The sequence below is a fragment of the Ruegeria sp. CDSC052 genome (genome assembly GCF_059610685.1).
The window spans coordinates 79,019-100,890 of record NZ_JBXWOB010000013.1 but is presented as its reverse complement, the minus strand read 5'-3'; the positions used below and the strand labels follow the sequence as shown (position 1 = coordinate 100,890).

17 protein-coding genes are annotated in these 21,872 nt (G+C 54.6%); 6 read left to right on the top strand and 11 right to left on the bottom strand.

Features of this window, described 5'->3' with window-relative positions; genetic code table 11:
* Nucleotides 1–304 precede the first annotated feature (304 nt).
* A complete protein-coding gene (locus AC2FIM_RS17295; protein ID WP_142639090.1) occupies nucleotides 305–1,696 on the bottom strand; it encodes an aminotransferase family protein in 1,392 nt (463 codons plus the stop codon).
* 243 nt (nucleotides 1,697–1,939) lie between these two features.
* Here AC2FIM_RS17295 and AC2FIM_RS17290 point away from each other — a divergent pair, with 243 nt between their 5' ends.
* The gene (locus AC2FIM_RS17290; RefSeq protein WP_496678703.1) at nucleotides 1,940–3,568 is read left to right on the top strand and encodes an acyl-CoA synthetase; all 1,629 of its coding nucleotides are present in this window, start codon (nucleotides 1,940–1,942) and stop codon (nucleotides 3,566–3,568) included.
* On the opposite strand, the gene AC2FIM_RS17285 is transcribed toward AC2FIM_RS17290, so the two are convergent.
* The 7 genes from AC2FIM_RS17285 to hmgA form a co-directional block, all read right to left on the bottom strand.
* Nucleotides 3,565–3,900: a DOPA 4,5-dioxygenase family protein gene (locus AC2FIM_RS17285; RefSeq protein WP_142639094.1), complete on the bottom strand. Its 336-nt coding sequence runs from the start codon at nucleotides 3,898–3,900 to the stop codon at nucleotides 3,565–3,567. The two genes, AC2FIM_RS17290 and AC2FIM_RS17285, sit on opposite strands and share 4 nt — an antisense overlap.
* A gap of 88 nt (nucleotides 3,901–3,988) precedes the next feature.
* Nucleotides 3,989–4,627, bottom strand: coding sequence for a maleylacetoacetate isomerase (maiA, locus tag AC2FIM_RS17280; protein ID WP_271951495.1), 639 nt, complete (start codon nucleotides 4,625–4,627; stop codon nucleotides 3,989–3,991).
* Nucleotides 4,628–4,646: 19 nt separating this feature from the next.
* On the bottom strand, nucleotides 4,647–4,844 hold the full coding sequence (locus AC2FIM_RS17275; RefSeq protein ID WP_271951493.1) for a DUF2783 domain-containing protein: 198 nt from the start codon (nucleotides 4,842–4,844) through the stop codon (nucleotides 4,647–4,649).
* Nucleotides 4,845–4,849: 5 nt separating this feature from the next.
* On the bottom strand, nucleotides 4,850–6,460 hold the full coding sequence (locus AC2FIM_RS17270) for an FAD-dependent oxidoreductase (protein WP_496708281.1): 1,611 nt from the start codon (nucleotides 6,458–6,460) through the stop codon (nucleotides 4,850–4,852).
* A 127-nt stretch (nucleotides 6,461–6,587) separates the two neighbouring features.
* The gene (locus AC2FIM_RS17265; protein ID WP_271951490.1) at nucleotides 6,588–7,538 is read right to left on the bottom strand and encodes an MBL fold metallo-hydrolase; all 951 of its coding nucleotides are present in this window, start codon (nucleotides 7,536–7,538) and stop codon (nucleotides 6,588–6,590) included.
* 10 nt (nucleotides 7,539–7,548) lie between these two features.
* Nucleotides 7,549–8,805: a fumarylacetoacetase gene (fahA, locus tag AC2FIM_RS17260; protein WP_271951488.1), complete on the bottom strand. Its 1,257-nt coding sequence runs from the start codon at nucleotides 8,803–8,805 to the stop codon at nucleotides 7,549–7,551.
* A 65-nt stretch (nucleotides 8,806–8,870) separates the two neighbouring features.
* A complete protein-coding gene (hmgA, locus tag AC2FIM_RS17255) occupies nucleotides 8,871–10,226 on the bottom strand; it encodes a homogentisate 1,2-dioxygenase (RefSeq protein ID WP_496708280.1) in 1,356 nt (451 codons plus the stop codon).
* A 58-nt stretch (nucleotides 10,227–10,284) separates the two neighbouring features.
* On the opposite strand from hmgA, the gene AC2FIM_RS17250 reads away from it, so the two are divergent.
* The 4 genes from AC2FIM_RS17250 to AC2FIM_RS17235 all read left to right on the top strand — a co-directional run bounded on the left by AC2FIM_RS17250 (nucleotide 10,285) and on the right by AC2FIM_RS17235 (nucleotide 14,119).
* A complete protein-coding gene (locus AC2FIM_RS17250; RefSeq protein WP_142639108.1) occupies nucleotides 10,285–10,737 on the top strand; it encodes a MarR family winged helix-turn-helix transcriptional regulator in 453 nt (150 codons plus the stop codon).
* Nucleotides 10,738–10,798: 61 nt separating this feature from the next.
* Nucleotides 10,799–12,037 (top strand): adenylate/guanylate cyclase domain-containing protein, encoded by a 1,239-nt coding sequence (locus AC2FIM_RS17245; RefSeq protein ID WP_271951484.1) that lies wholly within the window; start codon nucleotides 10,799–10,801, stop codon nucleotides 12,035–12,037.
* Nucleotides 12,038–12,299: 262 nt separating this feature from the next.
* Nucleotides 12,300–13,691, top strand: a complete 1,392-nt coding sequence (locus AC2FIM_RS17240; protein ID WP_271951482.1) for an MATE family efflux transporter — start codon at nucleotides 12,300–12,302, stop codon at nucleotides 13,689–13,691.
* Nucleotides 13,688–14,119: a glyoxalase superfamily protein gene (locus AC2FIM_RS17235; RefSeq protein ID WP_271951480.1), complete on the top strand. Its 432-nt coding sequence runs from the start codon at nucleotides 13,688–13,690 to the stop codon at nucleotides 14,117–14,119. The genes AC2FIM_RS17240 and AC2FIM_RS17235 overlap by 4 nt, the downstream gene beginning before the upstream one ends.
* A 1,091-nt stretch (nucleotides 14,120–15,210) precedes the next feature.
* Here the strand turns inward: AC2FIM_RS17235 and AC2FIM_RS17230 are convergent.
* The 3 genes from AC2FIM_RS17230 to AC2FIM_RS17220 form a co-directional block, all read right to left on the bottom strand.
* The gene (locus AC2FIM_RS17230; RefSeq protein ID WP_496708279.1) at nucleotides 15,211–17,487 is read right to left on the bottom strand and encodes a serine/threonine-protein kinase; all 2,277 of its coding nucleotides are present in this window, start codon (nucleotides 17,485–17,487) and stop codon (nucleotides 15,211–15,213) included.
* A gap of 298 nt (nucleotides 17,488–17,785) precedes the next feature.
* A complete protein-coding gene (locus tag AC2FIM_RS17225) occupies nucleotides 17,786–18,826 on the bottom strand; it encodes a hypothetical protein (protein WP_496708278.1) in 1,041 nt (346 codons plus the stop codon).
* A 76-nt stretch (nucleotides 18,827–18,902) separates the two neighbouring features.
* Entirely contained in the window at nucleotides 18,903–20,510 is a 1,608-nt protein-coding gene (locus tag AC2FIM_RS17220; protein ID WP_496678715.1) for a phosphate ABC transporter substrate-binding/OmpA family protein, read from the bottom strand.
* A 909-nt stretch (nucleotides 20,511–21,419) separates the two neighbouring features.
* Between AC2FIM_RS17220 and AC2FIM_RS17215 the strand changes: the two genes are divergently transcribed.
* Entirely contained in the window at nucleotides 21,420–21,869 is a 450-nt protein-coding gene (locus AC2FIM_RS17215; RefSeq protein ID WP_142639122.1) for a hypothetical protein, read from the top strand.
* Nucleotides 21,870–21,872 lie beyond the last annotated feature (3 nt).

The following is a 21,872-nucleotide window of genomic DNA, read 5'->3' as shown; positions in this document are numbered from 1 at the left end:
GATCAGACATGTTCACCGCTCGTTTTTGAACCGTGAATCACGCCGCAAAACGGAAATCAATGGGTCCTGACCCTAGACAATATGCAATGGAAACAAGAGGCAGATCAGGGGCTAATTCGGGGGTCAGTTGCACCGCTTACGCTCAAAGAATACATCAACGGATTCTACAACCCGGGCCACCGACATTCAGCACTGAGCGGGAGCATCCGGTCGCATATTGAGGGTTCGGGCATCCGTATTGAGAAAAAACCGACGCAAGCAGCGCCGGTTTTCATAGTCTCATCCTAAGAGACTGCTAACGGTGTCAGCCGAATACACGCCCCAGTGCGCCATCGACAGCATCGGTGATTTGGTCGATGTCATCCGCGGTGGCAATCAGCGCTGGTGAGAAGCACAGAGTGTTGTTCCGACCGGGGACCGAGCGGTTGGTGACGCCGATGATCACGCCTTGCGCCATGCAGTCGGCCACAACGGCCTGGGCAAGCTTCTCATCAACTGGCTCACGGGACGCGCGGTCTGCGACCAGCTCAGCACCCAGGAACAGGCCCTTGCCGCGGACGTCGCCGACGACCTTGTGCTTTTCCATCAGCGCCTGAAGGTTGCCCGTCATCCGGTCACCCATAGCGACACAGTTGGCCAGCAGGTTCTCATCCTCGATGATCCGCATGTTCTCGATCGCGGCCGCTGGACCGGCGGTGCAGCCCCCAAAGGTCGAGATGTCGCGGAAATAGCCCATCGGGTCCGAGGCGTCTTCTTTGAACATGTCAAAGACTTCCTCAGTAGTTACCATGCAGGCGATGGCGGCATAGCCCGAGGCGACACCCTTGGCCATGGTCACGAAATCCGGCTTCACACCATATTGCTGATACCCGAACCAGGTACCGGTGCGGCCAACGCCACAGACGACCTCGTCGATATGCAGCAGGATGTCGTACTTCTTGCAGATCTCCTGCACACGCTGCCAATAACCCTCGGGCGCTTCGATCACGCCGCCGCCTGCGGTCACGGGCTCAAGGCACAGGGCGCCAACCGTATCCGGGCCTTCGCGCAGGATCACCTCTTCGATCTGATCCGCGGCCCATTCGCCGAAATTCTCTTCGGGCGCACCGTCCAGCTCGTGCTTGCGGTATTCCATGCAATGCGGCACGCGGATGAAACCGGGGGCGAAAGGCCCGTACTGCGCGTTGCGCTCGTCCTGACCACCTGCCGACATCGCTGCCAGGGTCGAGCCGTGATAGTCGCGGTCACGGTACAAAATCTTGGTCTTCTTGCCACCGTATTTCTTGTGGGCGATTTGGCGAACCATCTTGAACGCCTTCTCATTCGCCTCGCTGCCCGAGTTGGTGTAATACACGCGGCTCATGCCAGGCATTTTCTCGATCAGCTTTTCGGCGAACAAAGCACCTGGGATCGAGCCCGCCGAGTTGGCGAAATAGCACAGCTTCATCAGCTGGTCGTAAACCGCCTTACAGATCGATTCGCGGCCATAGCCGACATTCACAGTCCATACGCCGCCCGATACAGCGTCCAGATGCTCTTTGCCTTTTTGATCCCAGACACGCATGCCCTTACCTTCGACAATGATGCGCGGGTCGTTGGTTTCAAAGGGTTTATGCTGGATCAAGTGGTGCCAAATATGGGCGCGGTCGGCTTCGACGACGCGGGAAAGATCGTTTTCGTTGAACGTGCCGTCCATGACATGTCCTTTCAAAATTAGCGTGTGCACATCTTACAGAGGCGGTGTCGCCTCGGCTTGTATATTCGATGGCTCAGATCAGCGTGAATGGCCAGTACAAGATAGGGCCAGATCGGGTAGGTTGGTATCGCCAGTCGGGCACAGCACAGTTATTTGGCCGCCTCAGCCCGTATTTCTACGGGTTTGTCATGGGACCATGTTTGTGTTCAATTCGCGCAACTTGCGATTTGGGAGGATCCGCAGATGACAGGGGCCAACATATATGAACGCCACTTGGATCAATGTCAGGCGAATTATACGCCGCTGTCACCGCTAAGCTTTATCGAACGGACGGCGCAGGTCTACCCTGATTACCCGTCAGTTGTTTATGGCGTCCGCCGGTATTCCTGGGCCGAAACCTATACCCGTTGTCGTCGACTGGCGAGCGCTCTGGATAGGCGTGGAATAGGGCGAGGAGATACAGTTTCGATCATCGCAGCAAACATCCCCGAACTGTACGAGGCCCATTTTGGCGTTCCCATGGCCGGCGCCGTGCTGAACGCGATTAACACCCGGCTGGACGCGCCGATCATTGCCTTCATCCTGAACCATGCGGAAACCAAGGTGCTGCTGGTCGATCCGGAATTTTCTACGGTTGTGCAAGACGCACTGGAACAGGTTGATCACGATATTCTCGTCATCGATATCGAGGATCCCAGCTTTGATGGTGGCGAGAAACAGGGCAGTCTGACTTACGATGCGCTCTTGGCCGAAGGCGATCCCGAGTTCGCATGGTCCCTGCCAGCGGATGAATGGGATGCGATCACGCTGAATTATACCTCGGGCACCACAGGCAATCCAAAAGGGGTTGTGTATCATCACCGCGGTGCGTCCCTGAATGCCCAATCTGATCTGCTGGACTGGGGCATGCCCCGGCATTCAGTCTATCTGTGGACCTTGCCGATGTTCCACTGCAACGGCTGGTGTTTCCCTTGGGCCATGGCGGCAAATGCAGGGGTCTCGGTGTGCCTGCGGGCGGTGCGGGATGAGCCGATCTATGCCGCCTTCCGGGATGAGAAGGTCACGCATTTCTGCGGTGCGCCGATTGTTCTGAACATGTTGGCCAACGCGCCTGATAACCTTAAGGATTTCGATCACGAGATCAAAGTGATGACCGCAGGCGCACCACCTCCGGCCGCTGTGGTTAAGAAGATGGAGGATATGGGGATCGAAGTTACCCATGTCTATGGCCTGACCGAGACTTATGGTCCGTCCGTGGTCTGCGCCTGGAAGGATGAATGGAACAGCAAAGAAGGCGAAGAACGCGCCGCTTTGAAGGTTCGTCAGGGTGTGCGGTATTCGGCCCTGTCCGGCCTTATGGTGGCCGACCCGGATACGTTGGAACCCGTGCCTGCGGATGGCGAGACGCTGGGTGAGATTTTCATGCAGGGCAATGTTGTCATGAAAGGTTATCTCAAAAACTCCGATGCCACGGACAAGGCGTTCCGGGGCGGCTGGTTCGCCTCGGGCGATCTTGGGGTGATGCATGCGGATGGATATGTCGCACTCAAGGACCGGTCCAAAGATATCATCATCTCGGGAGGTGAGAATATCTCATCGGTTGAGGTTGAGGATATCTTGTACAAGCACCCCGCCGTGATGGAGGCCGCCGTGGTCGCCCGCCCCGATGACAAATGGGGCGAAACACCCTGCGCCTTTGTTGAACTCAAACCAGATGGGCAAGCGACAGAAGCAGAGATCATCGCGTTCTGCCGGGACAACATGGCCCATTTCAAGGTGCCTAAGACGGTGGTCTTCGGTCCTTTGCCAAAGACTTCGACCGGCAAGATTCAGAAGTTCAAGCTGAGAGATCAGGCGAAGGCGTTGGGTTAAAGCTGGTCGAAGATCGACAGATCCAGATCCAGCATCTCACCCATCCAAATGGCGCGGTCGCGGTGGTCTGCCAGATGCTCGCCGGTTTCGGGATGGGTGAATATCGTCAACCCTTGCCGATTCAGCGTCAGCCAGGGAATGACCTGATCAAATGCGTCGGCTGCAAAGCCCAACTGGCAGCTCCACCTTGGATGTGGGCCTACATTGCGGGCGTGCATCCGCCCCATTGCAACTGGGAACAGGCGCACTGCTTCTTCACAGAGCTGCCGGGCGGTATCCTGCGTTTCTGCATCGAAATAGACATGGGCGTGATAGCCGATGATTTCGGGCATTGGGGCCTCCTGCATTTTGTTTTGAAGAACGTAAGGCAGGGGTCAGGCAATTCCCATTCGCATCGGCACACAGACCCTGTGCAGAGGATCAGGTGGGGGCGTGTTGATCGGGATACGCTGCGGCAAAGGCTGGGTGTTTGGCGCAGGCGGCCTCTACGCCCAGAATACGGGGCAGGTCGGTCAGATCGACCTGATAGCGGCGGGCATTGTACATCTGTGGGACCAGGCACAGATCAGCCAGCCCTGGCTGCGGCCCAGTGCAATAGGGGGTCTGTTGGAAACCGCCCAACTGGGCTTCGAACGCAAGCAGACCCGGTCGTATGAAATGGTTCATCCATTTGCCAGGCATACCTTCCGCATTCCCACTGAGCGCGGTTGCATGGCGTGCGACTGACAAATTGCAGACTGGGTGAAGATCAATTGCGATGGTTTGTGCCAGCGCCAGTGCTTGTGCGCGAATACCGGGTTCCGCAGGAAGCAACCCCAGACCCCGCGTCATGTCCAGATAGTCGATGATTGCCAAAGATTGCGTCAGCCGCAGCCCGTCAATCTCAAGCACAGGAACCAGCCCCTGAGGGTTGCGCCTCAGATGCGCATCAGATTTGTGATCTCCGGCGACAAGATCGACAGACACCGCACGATAGGTGATGCCAGCCAAGTTTAACGCGATCCGCACCCGGTAGCTGGCCGACGAGCGCCAATAATCATACAGAACTACGCCACTCATCGCTGGCCTCCTGTTTACGTCAATTCTCGTTCAGCTTGGCGGCTTTCAGGGCTTCAGACAACACCTCGGCATTTCCGATATGGTTGGCTAGCACCAGTACCAGCCGCGCATTCAGCGCGTCGCTGTCGGATTTATCCAGCCCGTCATGGGCAGCGATCAGTTCAAAATAGAAATCATCTGCATTGTCCAGATTAGGTGTGAGGATCAGTTGGGTCATCTCGCTTACTCCTTACCGGTGGCCCTGCGGATCGCCTGCCGGAATGCGTTTTCTTCGTACGTATCACGGCGGGCGGCCACGTGTTGATCGGGACGGATCAGATAAACCGCGCTGGTGGCATCCCCCAGATAGCGGCGCTTGAGCGCCAGGGTCGGATCGTCCTTAACCGACAACGCCAAGCGGGTTGCCTGAACCCCGTCTTCCTCAAGAGTGTCTGGTGCGTCGGCGTCAATCGTCAAAAGGGTAAACTTGCCCGCGAGTTTCGGCAGCAGAAATGCGGCGCCGAGGGGGGCATCCGGGCACGCTGCGCCGGGACGGGTGAAATCTGGCCCGTTCAGCGCATCTGCGGAATTCAACGACGAGCCCGCATAGGTACAAGGTGTGCTCAGACGGCCGGAATTCACCAGAGGGCGCGCGAATTCGTAGTGCTCGCCCAGGTCCAGAACGGCGTCGCGCAACAAGCGGGACATCTGGGATTTCGGCGTGATGAAGTCGGTCGAGCGACTGGAATAGGCAATATTCTCATCAGCGGCCTGCACCCGTTCATGGCTGTAGCTATCCAGCAAATAATCGGGCGCTTTTCCGTCGATAACCAGCTTCAGCTTCCAACTCAGGTTGTCCGAATCCTGTACACCCGAATTGGCCCCACGCGCACCAAACGGGCTAACCTGATGGGCGCTGTCGCCGGCAAACAAGACCCGGCCATACCGGAATCGCTCCATCCGGCGACACTGGAAGGTATAGATCGAGACCCATTCCAAATCGAATTCGACATCTTCGCCCAGCATCTCCTTGAGGCGCGGGATCACATTCTCGGGCCGTTTTTCCCGTTCCTTGTCGATATCCCACCCCAGTTGCAGGTCAATGCGCCAGACATTGTCGGGCTGTTTGTGCAGCAGGGCGGATTGCCCCCTGTTGAACGGTGGATCAAACCAGAACCAGCGTTCGGAAGGAAAGTCAGCCTCCATCACGACATCAGCTATCAGGAAGTTATCTTCGAACACGCGCCCGTCGAAATCCAACCCGAGCATCCTGCGGGCCGGAGAGTGCGCGCCGTCACAGGCGATCAACCAGTCGGCTTCGATGTTGTAGGGGCCTTCGGGGGTCTCTACCTCAAGCGTGACATGGTCCTCATGGGTGCCGATCGCCTCGACCCTATTGCGGCCGCGAATATCGATTGGCGCGCCTTCAGCTTGGAGTGCGCGCAAGCGGTCCACAAGGATCTGTTCTAGGTGATATTGCTGCAGATTGATAAATGCCGGATTGGCATAGCCTTGTTCTGGCTGCAAATTGAATTCATAGATCTGTCTTGTGTCGAAAAAGACCTTGCCGGTATCCCAAAGAACACCTTTCCGGACCAAGGGCTCTGCGCATCCAAGCCTGTCGGCTATGTCCAGCGTGCGCTGTGAAAAACAGATGGCCCGGCTGCCAAAGCTGACCTTGTCATTTTCGTCCAGAACGACAACCTCAACGCCCTGTTGTGCCAGATCAATAGCTGTGGCCAAGCCGATTGGCCCGGCGCCGATGACGATCACCTTGTGGCGTATTGGGGCTACGGCGTCCTGATCGGGATTTCGCGCGTAGGCGTAAAGCGATATTTCGAAGATCTTGTTCATGGGGCTCTCCCATTGCGCTGCGCTGAGGGTCCTTTCCACCAGCCGTTCAGGCTCAGTGGTCCCGATCCCAGGGTCTCACCAATCCGTCCTGCGAAAAACGATCTGGATCAAATGCGACCGTATGTCCTTAACTCTGCAAGGCTTCCCACATCTCCAGATCTCGTTGGGCGGTCCAGATGCGCGGGGTGTCGATCCCGCGGGCCTCGTCATAGGCACGGGCGACGTTGAAGGGCAGGCAGTGTTCATAGATCGCGTAATCGGCGAATTTCGGGTCGCATTCGGCGCGCACCGCGTTCCATGCTTCCTTCAGGCTTCCTCCGCGCGCCGCAACCTTGGCTGCCGGACGATAGGTGCTGTCGACAAAATCGCGGGTGTTTTCGATGGCTGCATTGACCATGTCCTTGCCGACCAGGGCATCGCCACGGCCTGGCGCAATGGCGTCGACATCAAACCACTTGATCTCATCCAGTGTATCGCCCCAGTCGCCGAAATGCCCATCGCCGCAGTAGCAGGCCGAGTGATACTCGACGATGTCACCGGTAAACATCACATTCTGATCGGGTACATGGATCACGATATCGCCTGCTGTATGTGCGCGGCCCAGATGCATCAGGTCAATCCGACGTTTGCCCAGATACACCGTCATGGTGTCGCTGAACGTGGTCGTGGGCCAAGTCAGACCGGGAATGCTTTCGTGCCCTTCGAACAGGCGCGGGAAACGCTGGAACTCACTGTCCCAATCTTCCTGTCCCCGTTCCACCACCATCGCGCGGGCCATGTCTGACATCAGGATCTGCTGCGCCCCAAAGGCGCTGGCACCGAGAACACGGACGGCGTGATAATGGGTCAGCGCCACATGCGTGATCGGCTTGTCGGTGACCGAGCGCACGCATTCGATTACCTTGTTGGCCAAACGGGGCGTCGCCTGTGCCTCGACAATCATGACACTGTCATCACCGATGATGACGCCCGAATTCGGATCTCCTTCGGCGGTAAAGGCATAAAGCCCGTCTCCTACCTCGGTGAACGAGATTTTCTTTTCCGACATGTCCCCCTGGGACGCAAATGCCTTGGCCATTTGTGGTTCCTTATCGCGAGTATGGGTTTTCGAGAGCGGGCAGCACGGTTCCGGCACATTCGCCAAATCCGATCGTGTACCCTTTCCCCTTGGCCGCTCCTGTCAGGGTCAGCGTGTCGCCATCCTCGATAAAGCTGCGGCTTTCGCCGGTTTCCAGTGTCAGCGGCTCTTTCCCGCCCCAGCTGAGCTCCAGCAACGAACCGCGCTCGGGCTTTGTCGGGCCAGAGATCGTGCCGGACCCCAGCAGATCACCTGTGTTCATCGGGCAGCCCGACGTCGTGTGATGGGCCAACTGCTGTGCGGCGGAATAGTACATCTGACTATAGTTTGTTCGCGCGATTGTGGTTGCGGCCTTGCCGTCCGGAGCCATCGTGATCGACAGATCAATGTCATACAGCATCGGGCCGGTCTCTTTGAGGTGACCCAGCAACTCAAAATCCCGCTCGGGCGTGTCACAGCGGAAAGGTTCCAGCGCCGCCTTGGTCACGATCCATGGGCTGATCGACGTTGCGGTTGCCTTGGCTTGAAACGGCCCAAGCGGCTGATACTCCCACGCCTGAATATCGCGGGCGGACCAGTCATTCAGAAGGACATAGCCAAAGATATTGTCGTCTGCCTCTTGTACGGAAATTGGTCCGTCAGAGGGCGTGCCCACGATGGCGCCCATCTCAAGCTCGATGTCGAAACGACGGCTGGGAAGGAAGGCCGGAAGGTCCTGATCGGGGGATTTCAACTGGCCCCAGGGGCGGCGGATATCTGTTCCCGACACCACGACCGAAGACGCCCGGCCATTATACCCGATGGGAATATGCAGCCAGTTAGGGGGCAATGCATTCTCTGGTCCACGGAACATGGTGCCGACATTTTGGGCGTGGTGCCGACCGGCGTAGAAATCGGTATATTCGCTGACGGCAAAAGGCATGTGCAGCTCGGCATCTACCTGTGCCACAAGCAAAGGCGCGACGTCATCTTGTGCCGCGCTGCCTTCGGCCAGCAGATCCATCAGACGGTTGCGCAGGGCGGCCCAAACGGCGGGGCCTTGCTCCATCAGCGGGTTCCAGAAAGGCAGGTCGAACAGCGGTTCGTCGTCCAGAACGACCAGTCCCTCGGCCTCGGCAGCTGTGACATCAAGGATCATTTCGCCGATTGCAACACCACAATGCGGGTCTTCGCCGCCTGTCGAAAACACGCCATAAGGCAGGTTGTTCAAAGGAAAAGGGTGATCGGCAGAATTGGCCGAGCTCACCCAGGATTTCTTCAATGGCATTTTGTCTCCAAACCTTTGTCAGGGGCCAAGATTTTTCGTCGAAAAATCTGCGACCTCAATCGGAATTATTTCTTGCCCGGTGTACCGTCGAACTTTTTCTCAAGCGACGTCCAGCAGTCAATGTAATCATCCTGCAGCGGGGCCTCGGTCGCTGCAAATGATGTCAGATGCTGCGGGAACCGGGTTTCGATCATGAAGGACATCGTATTATCCAACTTATCCGGTCCAAGGTTCGAATTCGACGCGTTGTCAAAGGCATCCTGGTCAGGTCCGTGCGGCAACATCATGTTGTGCAGACTCATGCCGCCGGGAACAAAGCCCTGTGGTTTGGCGTCATACTGGCCATAGATATTCCCCATCAACTCAGACATGATGTTCTTGTGATACCAAGGGGGGCGGAACGTATCTTCGGCCACCATCCAGCGTTCGCGGAACAGGACAAAGTCGATATTGGCCGTGCCCGGTTGTCCAGACGGCGCGGTGAGTACGGTGAAGATCGACGGGTCAGGGTGGTCAAACAGGATCGCACCCACCGGGCAATATGTGCGCAGGTCGTATTTGTACGGGGCATAATTGCCGTGCCAGGCGACTACATCCAGCGGGCTTTGCCCAATCTTTGTGGTGTGGAACTGCCCGCACCATTTGACAGTGACGGTCGATGGTACCTCACGGTCTTCATAGGCCGCGATAGGTGCCTTGAAATCGCGTGGGTTGGCCATGCAGTTGGCGCCGATCGGCCCGCGTCCGGGCAGTTCGAATTTTTGCCCGTAATTCTCGCAGACAAAGCCGCGGGCAGGGCCCTCAAGAACCTCAACCCGATAGACCAACCCGCGCGGCAGAATGGCGATTTCCTTGGGCTCAAGGTCGATGATCCCCAACTCGGTCGCAAAGCGCAGGCGGCCTTCTTGCGGCACCACCAGCAATTCGGAATCGGCCGAGAAGAAATAGTCATCCACCATCGATTCGGTGACCAGATAGATGTGGCTGGCCATCCCGACCTGCGTATTCACATCCCCTGCTGTGGTCATCGTGCGCATGCCTGTCAGCCATGTCAGCCTATCTCGGGTATGAGCGACGGGGTCCCAGCGATACTGGCCCAGGCTGGTCACATCTGGGTCAACACAAGGTGCCGATTTCCAATAGGGCAGGTTGATCTTATCGTAGCGATGCGAATGCTTCACCGAAGGGCGGATACGATAGCACCAGGTGCGCTCGGGTGGGTTGGCGGTAAAGGCAGTGCCGCTCAGTTGTTCGCCGTATAGCCCATAGTTGCAGCGTTGCGGGCTGTTCATGCCCTGCGGCAGCGCACCGGGTAGGGCCTCGGTTTCGAAATCATTGCCAAAGCCGGGCATATAGCCCGGATGGGTGCCAGCGGGCGTACTGGCCTGGATCATTTTATGCGGGTCTGTCGGATGGTTCATCCTTGGCTCCTGCTGTTTTCTGCTTGTGAGATAATAGTTGATTTTGTAACTAACAAGCATGACAAAGACAGAAAGTACCGAAAGAGACGGGTTTGATCTGCTGGATTTCCTGCCCTATCTGCTGAACCGGGCAGCCGAAGAAAGCGCACTGGAATTTCAGCGTGTATACAAAGACCGCTATGGGATGCTGCGCACGGAATGGAGAGTGTTGTTTCATCTGGGCAATTACGGAGAATTGAGCGCGAAAGAAATCGGTCAACGCGCCAGGATTCACAAAACCAAGATAAGCCGCGCGGTCAGCAGGCTTGAGCAGCGCCGATTTCTTGTCAGAACCGTCAGCCAGACGGATCGCCGCGTTGAACATCTTGCATTGACCACGGCCGGACGGTCGGTTTATCGCGAATTGCGTGGTATTGCGCAGCAATATGATGCTCAGCTTGCCGCAATGTTCACAGAAAACGAGGCTACCTTGTTGCGCAAAATGTTGCGAAAGCTGGCTGATATGAATTGACCTCTGGTAATTCGAACCCTTCGCTCCCAGATGGAAGCCAGAGCGGACACAGGAATGTGAAATGACAGCCCCGAACCAAAACGCGGCAAAATCAAATGATCTGATCAACTGGCTGGTGACGCGGGGCATTGAAGGTGCCGAAAAAGAAGAATTGCTGGACGGCTATTGTACCCGTCTGATTGAACTTGGTGTGCCCCTGATGCGATTTCACGCGGCGCAATCGGCGCTGCACCCGGTATATGGCGGCACCGGATACAGCTGGTATCAAGACACCGGCGGTGATTATCAGAAATTCGAGTATTCAGAAGAGACCAGAGAAGACTGGATGAGCAGTCCTCTATATGCGATTTTACATCACGATCTTGACGGCGTCCATGAACGCATGGTCGATCAGAACGAGCCCAGCCGCTATCCATTGATCAATGAATTACGCGAAGCTGGTGCGACCGAGTATTACGCTAAAGGTGTGAATTTCGATCCGCGGTCGCAGACCTCAAAAAAAGCCGTAGATGGAGTCCTGTTGTCGTGGGCCTCGAACGCGCCGGATGGGTTTCGGGAACAGGATCTTGACCTTATCAATACGGCTCTGCCCCATTTGGGCCTGGCACTAAAGTCAGCCTCGAACGCGCGGATATCCAAAGATCTGATGCGCGTCTACTTAGGTCGGGATGCTGGACGGCGTGTTTTGTCGGGTGAAATTCGTCGCGGATCCCTACAGCAGATCGACGCCGTGATATGGAATTTCGACCTTGAAGGCTTTACCAGCCTCTCCGAGAATCTGCCCGGAATCGAGATCATCGATATGTTGAACGACTATCTGGCGGTTGCCGTTGGCGTCGTGCACGATAATGGCGGCAATATCCTGAAGTTCATGGGCGATGGACTGATGGCTATGTTCAATGTCGGCGAGATTGAAGAGGACGTGCAGGCGGCCCTGCAGGCGGTTCCCATGTTGCAGGACCGGATCGCCGAACTGAATGCGCAGCGCGAATCCGCTGGACTGCCGGTGGCCAACTTCACACTGGCCTTGCATGCGGGCGAAATTCTGTATGGCAATATCGGTTCTGAGACACGTTTGGATTTCACGGTGATCGGCCCAGCGGTGAATCAGGCCGCGCGTATCGCTGGCATGCATCGGTCCTTGGGGCAACGGATACTGATCTCGGATGACGTAGCTCGCGCGGCGCAGCCCTGCGATCAGGATCTGATCTCGGTCGGGCGCTATATGCTGCGCGGTGTGGCCGAGCCGAAAGAGCTGTTTACGGTTTATAATGTTGCCGGAACGCAATCAGGCGTTTGAGCGTCCGGTTTGAGCCCATATTAGCGATTTTCTGCAACGCGGCGTAAGTCAGCTTCCGCAAAATCGGATGCAGTCTAACCGCTTGACGACAGAAAAATTTCAGATTAGCCAACGTACAGGCTGTGGACGCCTGCCTCCCGCTGACTTTTGTCTTGGTTAAGTTCTGCGACTTAATTCTCTATCTACCTCTTTCCGCATATCGCGCGGATGGTAATGCGGGTCCCATCTCAAATTGCGCGATCAGGCAAGAGAGATATGGGATATGACTGATACCCCCACTAATACATTCACCGATGGGCCGCTTGGCACCATCTACTTTAGGACCGCATTTCCGATCATTTTCGTGATGGGGATGAATGGGCTTCTGTCTGTTGCAGATGCGCTGTTTCTGGGCATTTATGTGGGTCCTGATGCGCTGGCTGCGGTCACGTTGATGTTCCCGATCTACATGCTGATTGTGGCGCTTTCCACGCTTGTGGCGAACGGCATGTCGAGCCTTCTGGCGCGATCCCTTGGCGCGGGTGACATGAACGCCGCGCGTGCCACGTTTGCAGGCGCACATGGGCTGGCAATTGGACTGGGCGCAGTCCTGATAGTGTTGTTCCTTCTATTGGGCCAGCCAGTTGCATTGCTGGCCGCTGGTGGGTCAGAGACTTTGGCCCAGATGGGGGTGGTCTACCTGCGGATTACGGTGTTTTTCTCGCCACTGTTGTTCGTGTTGTCAGTCAATTCTGATGCGTTGCGCAACGAAGGGCGCGTGGGCTTCATGGCGGCGATGAGTCTGTTGGTTTCGATTGCAAACATCGGGTTCAACTACGTACTAATCGCCGTTCTGGACATGGGCGTCGCTGGGTCAGCCTATGGAACTGCGGCGGCACAAGCGCTCGCGTTTGCGATCATTTTTGCGTTCCGATTGTTTGGGGAAACATCGCTGCGTCCTGCGACCTTGCTGTCCCATTCCGCATGCGGAAAATGGGGGCGGATCCTCGCACTGGGTGCACCACAAAGCCTCAATTTCATTGGACTAGCTCTCGGGTCGGCCGCGATTATCTCAGCCCTGCAATGGATTGGTCGTCCGGGTTATGCCGACACAATTACTGCTTACGGGATCATCACGCGAGTCATCACCTTTGCTTTCCTGCCTCTTCTGGGCTTGTCGTTTGCAATGCAGACGATCACGGGCAACAACTATGGTGCTGAACTTTGGCAAAGGTCAGATGCAAGCCTGCGCATGGCACTTTGGGTCGCGTTTGTTTATTGCGCAATCGTACAGGTCGTTGTGATTAGCATGCCTAGCCGGATCGCCAGCGCGTTTGTAGACGACACGTCGGTCATTGCAGAGGTTGCGCGCATTTTGCCGGTAATGACATGTGTCTTTTTCCTGTTGGGCCCGTTGATGATGATTGCGACCTATTTTCAGGCGATTGGATCTGCAGGAAAGGCAGCCCTTCTAGGGCTGACAAAACCTTATGCCTTTGCGATCCCGTTGACGTTCCTGTTGCCCCTCTGGTTTGGCGAAGTTGGCATCTGGTATGCGGGCCCGCTGGCCGAAGTGATGATGTTGGGTCTCACTGTTGTAGTGTTGTGGCTCTCCGCCCAAGACCCAGAGTTAAAATGGGGTATTTTCCACACCAAAAAAGGAGTGGCGTCATGAACACGCAATTTCCGTCAGCTACGCAAGCCAAGGATCAAGCTAAGCGTTTGCGCACAAAATTGACCGAAGAAGGGGCATCGATTGGCCATGCCAAGTCCCTCGAGTTGGTCGCCCACCAACACGGGTTCCGCGATTGGAACACGATGTTTGCAGCCATCGGAAACGGACCACCCAATGGATGGGCCATCGGGGACAAGGTCAGCGGAACGTATCTATCGCAACCGTTCACGGGGCATGTGGTCTCTATTTCGATCATGAAACCAGGATGGTTCCGGTTAGAGCTGCACTTGGATGAAGCCGTAGACGTTGTCACATCCGAAGGCTTCTCAAATTTCCGCTCGCGCATTCGTGGTGTAATTGGTCCCAAAGGACATTCTGTTGAACGGACAAGCGACGGGCAGGCGCACCTTCAAATCAATTTATGCTGACTGGGAAATCCGGTTCTTAAATTTGTCAGCGGCTGTTGGCGCGATTGAAGCCGATGGCGGTCTTGTCCCGTAACCTGTGAATATGTCGTATTAGAAATTCTGCGCAATCGGCGAATGGCAGATTTTGCCGCTGTCTTGCGGCGGCGGAACCTGACCTCTTACGGAGATTTTCGTGCGCGAGCGCGCGCAGCAAAAATACCAAAGGTACAGATTGGGCTCAAAGCCGTCATCTGACAGTTTTTGTATGGTTCAAACGATCAGAAGTGGTGGTCGATGTCTGCTGTGCGGACAAACATGCCCCTGGTATTTTCCGCTCGAATGACCGCTTTGTACGCTTTGTGATCGCGGTGAAAAACATCTCTGGCGGGAAGTAGGCCTTCGGTGGTGATGTAAAACTGAACGGTTGCTGGATAAGATCAAACCTTCAATCTGACAGAAACAGTAGACTTCTTTCTGTGGAGAAAGCCTCTGATTGAGTTATGTAAATTGCAAGATTATCGAAGTCCTTTTGATCTGTTTGAAACGAACCCACGTTGTTGGCTTCGAGTACTGATTGATGGACCAAACCAAGGTTAAAAGGCCAAGAAGGTTTTTCCGTGAGGACCAAAGACGGCAATTGCCCAGCACCTGCACTCCGATTTTCTCTGGTAGGAAACTGAAAACACTGCATTTTCAGATCCTGAGTCTCTAGTATCCGGACCTGATACCGAGAGGCTTCCAAACAATAAAGCCTAGCCATCTTTTCGCATGGAAATACCGTTCATCCAACGTTCACATTCTATATATGCGCTTTTCATCTCTGCGAGCCATATTGTCCTACTGAATTTAAATACCGTTGGTTCACAGAAACAACCGACGAGTAACCATACCGCTGCTCAGAACACCGGCTTGTTCAGAGAACTTTGGCTCACTCTCACCATATACGGTGAAATGAAACATACCGGTTTCGTTATCTTTGTCTGTTACGCACGCCCAGACAGTGGTGTCGCAAACTTTTCGAAAGACTAGAACCAGTGTTATGCTTTTTCACAACCCACCTATTCAATGTGGCGTGGTCAACTCGCACACTGCGTTCAGCCATGATCTCTCTATTACTTGCCCACGTAGTGCAAGTCCGCCAGCCACAAAGAAGTGCCTCTTCTGACCGTGAACTTGAAGTCAGTCTGGCCGTCATTCAAACCTGCACGCAGAAGATCGGCAATCGTATCTTGCCCATCGATATTTTCATCTGTCGGAAAATATGCTGTCAGCTGGTCGTTCGGTTTCAGAGTTGTGCCTGGGCCTACATCTTCTGGGACATGAACCACGCTCGTAACCCATTTTCCATTCTCTGCATATTGAGTTTGAAAAACGACTCCATTCGACAAGGTCGTGTCTTGTACGACACCCAGTGTAACGTCCCGCACTTCTACACCGTCTCTTGGGTTTGAAAGCCCGATGGTCACATCCATGGTTCCCTCTTGCGAAGGAGTAGCCCCAGATTGAAGTAGAACGGCAGCGATGGAGTTCAGATCATTGATTTCAATCCCATTGACAGAGTCAATACGCAGCCCCGCGTGAACCCAAACCGGGGCCTCGCTAGCGACGTATTCCACAGTATCGGGACTATCCGCCGACGCTACAAAAGGCAGAAGAACCTTCCATTCAGATTTCACTGAAGTCGGCCCTAAATCCTGAACGATTTGAGTGGTAGTATCAGCTTCGAGATTCGCCTGATCTGTGTCGCCAGTGCTCACTTTAGCAGCAACTTCAACGCTAGCCTGCGCGCGCGATTCTGCCTCTGCCATCGCCATTGCGACTGCTTCGATCTCAGCCTGTGCTCGGGCTTGCGCTTCTGCTGCGGCTTTGGCTGCCGCTTCGACTTCGGCCTGCGCGCGCGCTTCTGCCTCTGCCGCGGCTTTGGCGGCCGCTTCAACCTCGGCTTGCGCGCGTGCTTCTGCCTCGACAGCGGCTTTGGCACGTGCTTCGGCTTCGGCTTGGGCCGCCGCCTGAGCAGCCGCTTCGGCCTCAGCCTGTGCACGAGCTTCCGATTCGGTTGCCGCTTTGGCGCGGGCTTCGGCTTCGGCCTGAGCCGCTGCCTGAGCTGCGGCTTCGGCCTCAGCACGCGCTATGGTCTCTGCCTGCGCGCGGGCTTCGGCTTGGGCCAGTCGTGCCTCGGCTTCTGCGACCCGTGCGGTGGCATCTGCGATTGCTTCTGCTGTCGCCGCTGCTTCGATCTCAGCTTGGGCGCGGGCTTCAGCTTCGGCAGCCAAAACGTCCTCTTGCGTTGCTTGTGGCTCGGAGGATGGTGAAAATGCTCCGATGGCCAGCACGCCGACTACGGCACCTACAACTCCAAATGCCAGCAGCCCGCCGGTTATTGCGACACGGTTGATTCCGCCGGATGAAGAGACCGCAACTCTAACATCCTGTTCAACGGCGGTCGGTTCGGTCAAGTGATCTATCGCCTCGAGCCACTCATCAGCGGTTTGAAAGCGATCCTTTGGCATCGCCGACATAGCCTTGTCGAGCGCTTCGAGAAAGACGTCATCATACTTATCAAAGCGCCCCTGCAAAGGTTTGCAAGGATCGGGCTTTTGCTCGGCAATCGCAGAGACCCGAGTCTGGCTGTCTGGCGCGCGCTCTCCGGTGATCACATGATAGAATGTTGCAGCCAAGGAATAGAGGTCGCTAAACGGTCCTTGCACGCCGTCAGCGACATAAAATTCCTGTGGGGAATAGCCATCCTTGACTGCGCGTAAGGCAGACAAAACACGGTTTGTTTTCCTATTTTGCTCACGCGCAGCACCAAAATCAATCAATACAGGTATCTTGTTGGGTCCGACCAGAATGTTGTCAGGCGATATGTCCCGATGCAACATCCCTTGCTTGTGCATAAATGCGACCGCATCCAGAATCTGCCGCAGGATCGACATGACATCGGCTTCGTCCAGCTGGGTTTCAGCGTCGTCGATTGCGTCCAAAAGGTCCGGGCCTTCAACGAAGTCCAGTGCCATATAGGCGGTGTCGTTGTCCTCAAAGACTTGGTGCACACCAACGATATTGGGGTGATCCATAGTTGCCAGGCGCTGGGCTTCGTTGATGAAGTGCCGCACAATCTGGCGAAGATCTTCTTTGTGTTTTTGCACACGAGCCTTCACCAGCAGATTCTGTCGGCGCGCGAACATGGCTGGAAAACACTCTTTGATGACCACCTTGCGGTTGAGACTGTCATTGGCCAGATAGGTAATGCCGAAGCCGCCGCTGTTCAGGTAGTGGTCAATTTTGTACTGACCATGCAACAACCGGGCGCCTGCAGGGAGGTCGTCTGCGGAAGAGGCTCCGATCATCTGACCCGTATCTTCATCACCAGTCGTTACTAGTTTCATTACGTTGCCCATGCCTCGTCCCGTCCGTTATCGTCCCTTGCACATCAGGAATTATTCAATTTCCAATCACAAAACGTTTCTCAGTTATACGCACTCTTTACGCGAGTCCGTTTGTTTCGTGATTTCCAGTATGAACACTGTTCGATCCAAGTTGGTCAGCGTAGGAAGTCAGTACATACAAACGTTTTACTTTTGCTTTACCGGAACCGGAACCATTGAACGGTTAAGCTATTTTGCAAAGGTTCACGACGCCTTCAAACATGTGATAATCTCAATCAAACCTTGTTTTAGCTATATGTTAGATCTTGGCTTTCAGATTAGCGGCAATGCAAGACGATCGAATGCCACGAGAGTAGTGGCGGCGCATGTTGTTTACCAGCTGCGCGAAGATTTCGACCGCACGATTAGAATTCATGAATGTAGCCTGGTCAATTGACCCCTCAACTGGGGTGCGGATGGACATCAGCGTCTTGTAGCCACCTATGATTTCCAGAGCCTGAACCACGCAATCGTAGTCCACTGTTTCACCTTCGCATGAGTCGCAGTAGCGTTTTACGATGTTCAAGTATTTATCGGTTTCACTGATGCGGGAAATGCTTTCGTTCAAGCGAACCAAATCGACACTTTCAGGCAAGTCCGAGCCCCGGCCCAGCATCACTGTTGTGAACTGGTTGGCTTCGTCGGAAAAATGCTGATTGAGGTTCAACAGTCGTGCCAGTCGTTTGAGACCCAACAACCCCGAAACACGTTTGGGATTGGATTCTTCCACAAAGGCCCGCATCGTGATCGCCTTGTTTTCCCGCGCCATATAAGCTTCGATCCACTTGAGAAAACCGGCTTCGGACAGGCCGTAGTTTTCTGAAGGCATGGAATTGATCAGATCAAAACGGCCGTTATTCAGTGTATTCCACAGTACATACTCGGCGCCTTCAATCTCACCATGAGTTTGCAGTGCTATCGCATTGCTGATTGGCTGACGACCAACCCGATATCCAAAGATGGCCTCGCCGTGTTTTTGTAGGGCAGGATTGCTCAGAGCAAGCAACCAGTTTACGGTCCCCTTATCGGGATCCGGTGCACGAAGAAGCTGGTCTCGTGCCTGATGATTGATCAAGTAATCGGAAAATCCTCCAGGTACAGTATCGCGATCGATCTGACCAAGGATCATTTGCGCCGACGTGTTCCCCTGACTGGCCGCTTCCGACAATCCTTGCAGGCCTTCGGCCTCGCTACCATTGAGCCAGGTGTCTACTGCGGTTTTGTATGGGTCTTCCTGCGCGACAGCCGCCCCTGACAATTGCAGTAGGAAAACATTGGCCAATACTGCGAGCATTCTCATACGACGTTACTCCATTGAATTATCGTCTTGGTCACTGACCGTTGTATTCCCGTTCCGAAGCTGAGTTGGCGCTTCGCTACTGGGATGTGGTGACGACGTCTCGCAACCAGACTTCCACTCGGCGGTTGATACGGCGACCATTCTCAGTGTCGTTGCAACTTAGCGGCGAGATCTCACCATAACCCAGAGTTCGGATGGTTAACCCGTCCAGGCTGTTGGTAGGCGCTGCTTGTAGCAACGCATTGCTAACTTGTTTGGCACGCTGCTGACTGAGTGACCGGTTGGATCCGCCAGCACCGACAGAGTCTGTGTATCCGATCAAAAGAAGTTCTTTGTTTGTGGTTTCTTCCTTGGCAAGCAATGAAGCAAGGCGCCTTATGTCGTCCTGTGCCCGCGTATCCAGGCGAGAGGATCCGAATGCAAACCGAAAGGTTATAGAACTACGGTCGGCACCGGACAGCTCAGCCGACATTTCCTGCAACTGTTTCAGGGTAACCTCTGCATCGGTTGGCATTACTGCGCCAAGATAGCGTAGTCCCTGCTCATTGGGGCCTTGCAGGGATTCACCAAGTGACACAAAGCCCGAAGCATCAATTGTCTCTTGCGCCTTTTCGCTTTCGAGGAATTGCATGAAGCGGTTCAACTGTGCTGGCGCAGTTTTGCCGGTATATGCATACAAGCGTCGGCTAAGCGGGTATTCTTCTGTCTTGATGGTGAAAGGTGTCGCTGGAACCTGAATTCCACAAACACCGCGAATTGCAAGAACCTTGGCCTCATCAGCACTTGCGAGGCTGGTAATTCCGATACCAAGCGGATCAGAAGCAACTGCTGCAGCCAATTCCGTGTCTGTTTCGAAAAAGCTTGTATCGCTCGCGTATGTTGCGCCCACGGGGTTCATGATCAGGTCATTGAAAACCAACGCAGTTCCGCTTTCAGGCACTCGCATGTAAAGCTGGATCGGGGCATCGGGCCCACCAATCTGACTCCAGTTGGAAATGGCTCCGGAAAATATTCGCGCTAGATCCTGTTCGGCGACTGCCCGCAGTTGGTTACTTTGCGATGTAATAACAACTAGACCGTCCAGCGCAAAAATTTTCTCGTTTTCACTCGTGGTGATATCCCCGAGTCCAGCCTGCGATGCGCTTGCCAGCTCGTCGGGTTGAGCCGGGCGTGTGGTCACTGCCAGTGCTGAGTTTCCATCGACCAGTTGTTTGATCCCGTCTGCGGAGTCACCACCCATCAAGGAGACTTCGGCCAAAAACTCGCCTAGTTCGTTGCGGAGCAGTAGCTTATCAACACCTTCTTCCTCAGAGCGCAAAGCAGTGCCGCCAATCTCCTCACCGAATTGCGTCGTAAGGTCAGCGAATAAGACATCGACCAGGCGAGAAGAACCAGAAATGCCATATTCGACCGGACCTTCGTTCCGACTGGGGCAGGCTTCGCCAATGCATTCAACTTTGAAAGCGTCAACCGTGATTGTACCAACCACCGTTCGGAGTTCGTAATTGGCGCCATCAAAATCTATTAGCTCTCCGGTCAGAGTCATTCCGCCGTCTAAACTGTTCAATTGAACAGTTTCAGCGTTTGCCATGGTCGCGACGGACAACATCAACGCACCAGAGGTAGTTTTCAGGACCCGATTTAACATTTTCCTAACCTCAAACTTCTGATTATTGATTCTCATTTTACTCAAGGTTGTTTCGCAAAAACTGATACAACCTTCATAATTTCTTAATGACGTAGCGGGACCCGGGAAGTTTAGTCAAGGCTGCAGAGGGGGTACATAAAATTGCCTTGCTTCCCCCCACTTATGGACACGTTTGAGGCAGATTCTGACCACAGTTGGCGCTCTTTCTTAGCTTGTATCCGCAGCTGACGCGATTCAACGTCGAATTGAGTCGTGATTTTAGGGGCTCAGGTTTTCCCTGAGATTTCCCAGAACGAACCTCATACCTTTCTTGCCACGCATTCGCAGCCTTTGACCCAGGTGATTCTTAACTATTTCGGGCACTCGAACGGTTCTGTTGGAAAGTTCTGAACCCGGCGAGCGGTTTCAGCAATCGCTCGTGAGTTAGGCCGCGAGCTTGGCGAACTGCCGAAACGGACAGAATCCGGGTGTGAATTGCCCCTTGCGGATTATGTGAGGGACTTCGATATCGTCCAAAGTTGCCGCTGCTGAAGCGAAGGGGTTGTGTCGCAAACTTTAAATGACGCGTACGGCACATGTGTGGGTTCAAGCCATTTAGATCAGCTTCAGCTACACTGGATGGCGTTGAGGTAGTCAACATGATCCGGAAGAAACAACTCTCTAGTAATACAACCTCTGGCTTTCGGATGTTTGCTGAGATCGCAGGATAATTGGGTCTAGCATAACGCTGGTTCTAGTCTTCGAAAAGTTGGCGACACAACCTTTGGGCCAGTCGCAAACGCGCAGCACTCCAGTTGGAGTCGTAGATGCCCATCATCGAGCACAAGCTGCAACTACGCTTCGATAGTGAGGTATATTATTTTTGACACTAGGTATAATATTTCATACAAGATGTAAGTAATAATCGACTCACTAGAAGTGATTTGTCCAGAAAGGATTTCAGAAATGACCTACCAAGATCGCAATACGGTCGTCTCGATCTTCGTGAACCTCGCCGTTAGTGCATTTGTTGTTTCACGGCTTCTGGATATGAATGCCTCTGGATTGTTTGATGGCCCAGACGCTGTAAACAACTGGGCCCGCATGGTGATCTGGCTGATCCCCTTGGGCGTCGTGGCCACCATCATCGGCACCATACTGTTCAACATTGGGTTTGCGATTGTTACACACGAACCCAAACCCAGCTTCGTCGTTGATGAACGTGACAAGATGTTCGAGCGCCGAGGCAGCTACGCCATCATTATCTTCGCCGGTGCGGGTTTTATCTCAGCTGTCGTCGCCATGGCTCTCAACGCATCAGCGCTCACTGGCTTCAACATCATTTATTTCGGAATGGCCTTCGGATCCCTGTCAGCAGATATTGTCAAATTTGCTAGCTATCGGCGGGGGTACTGATCC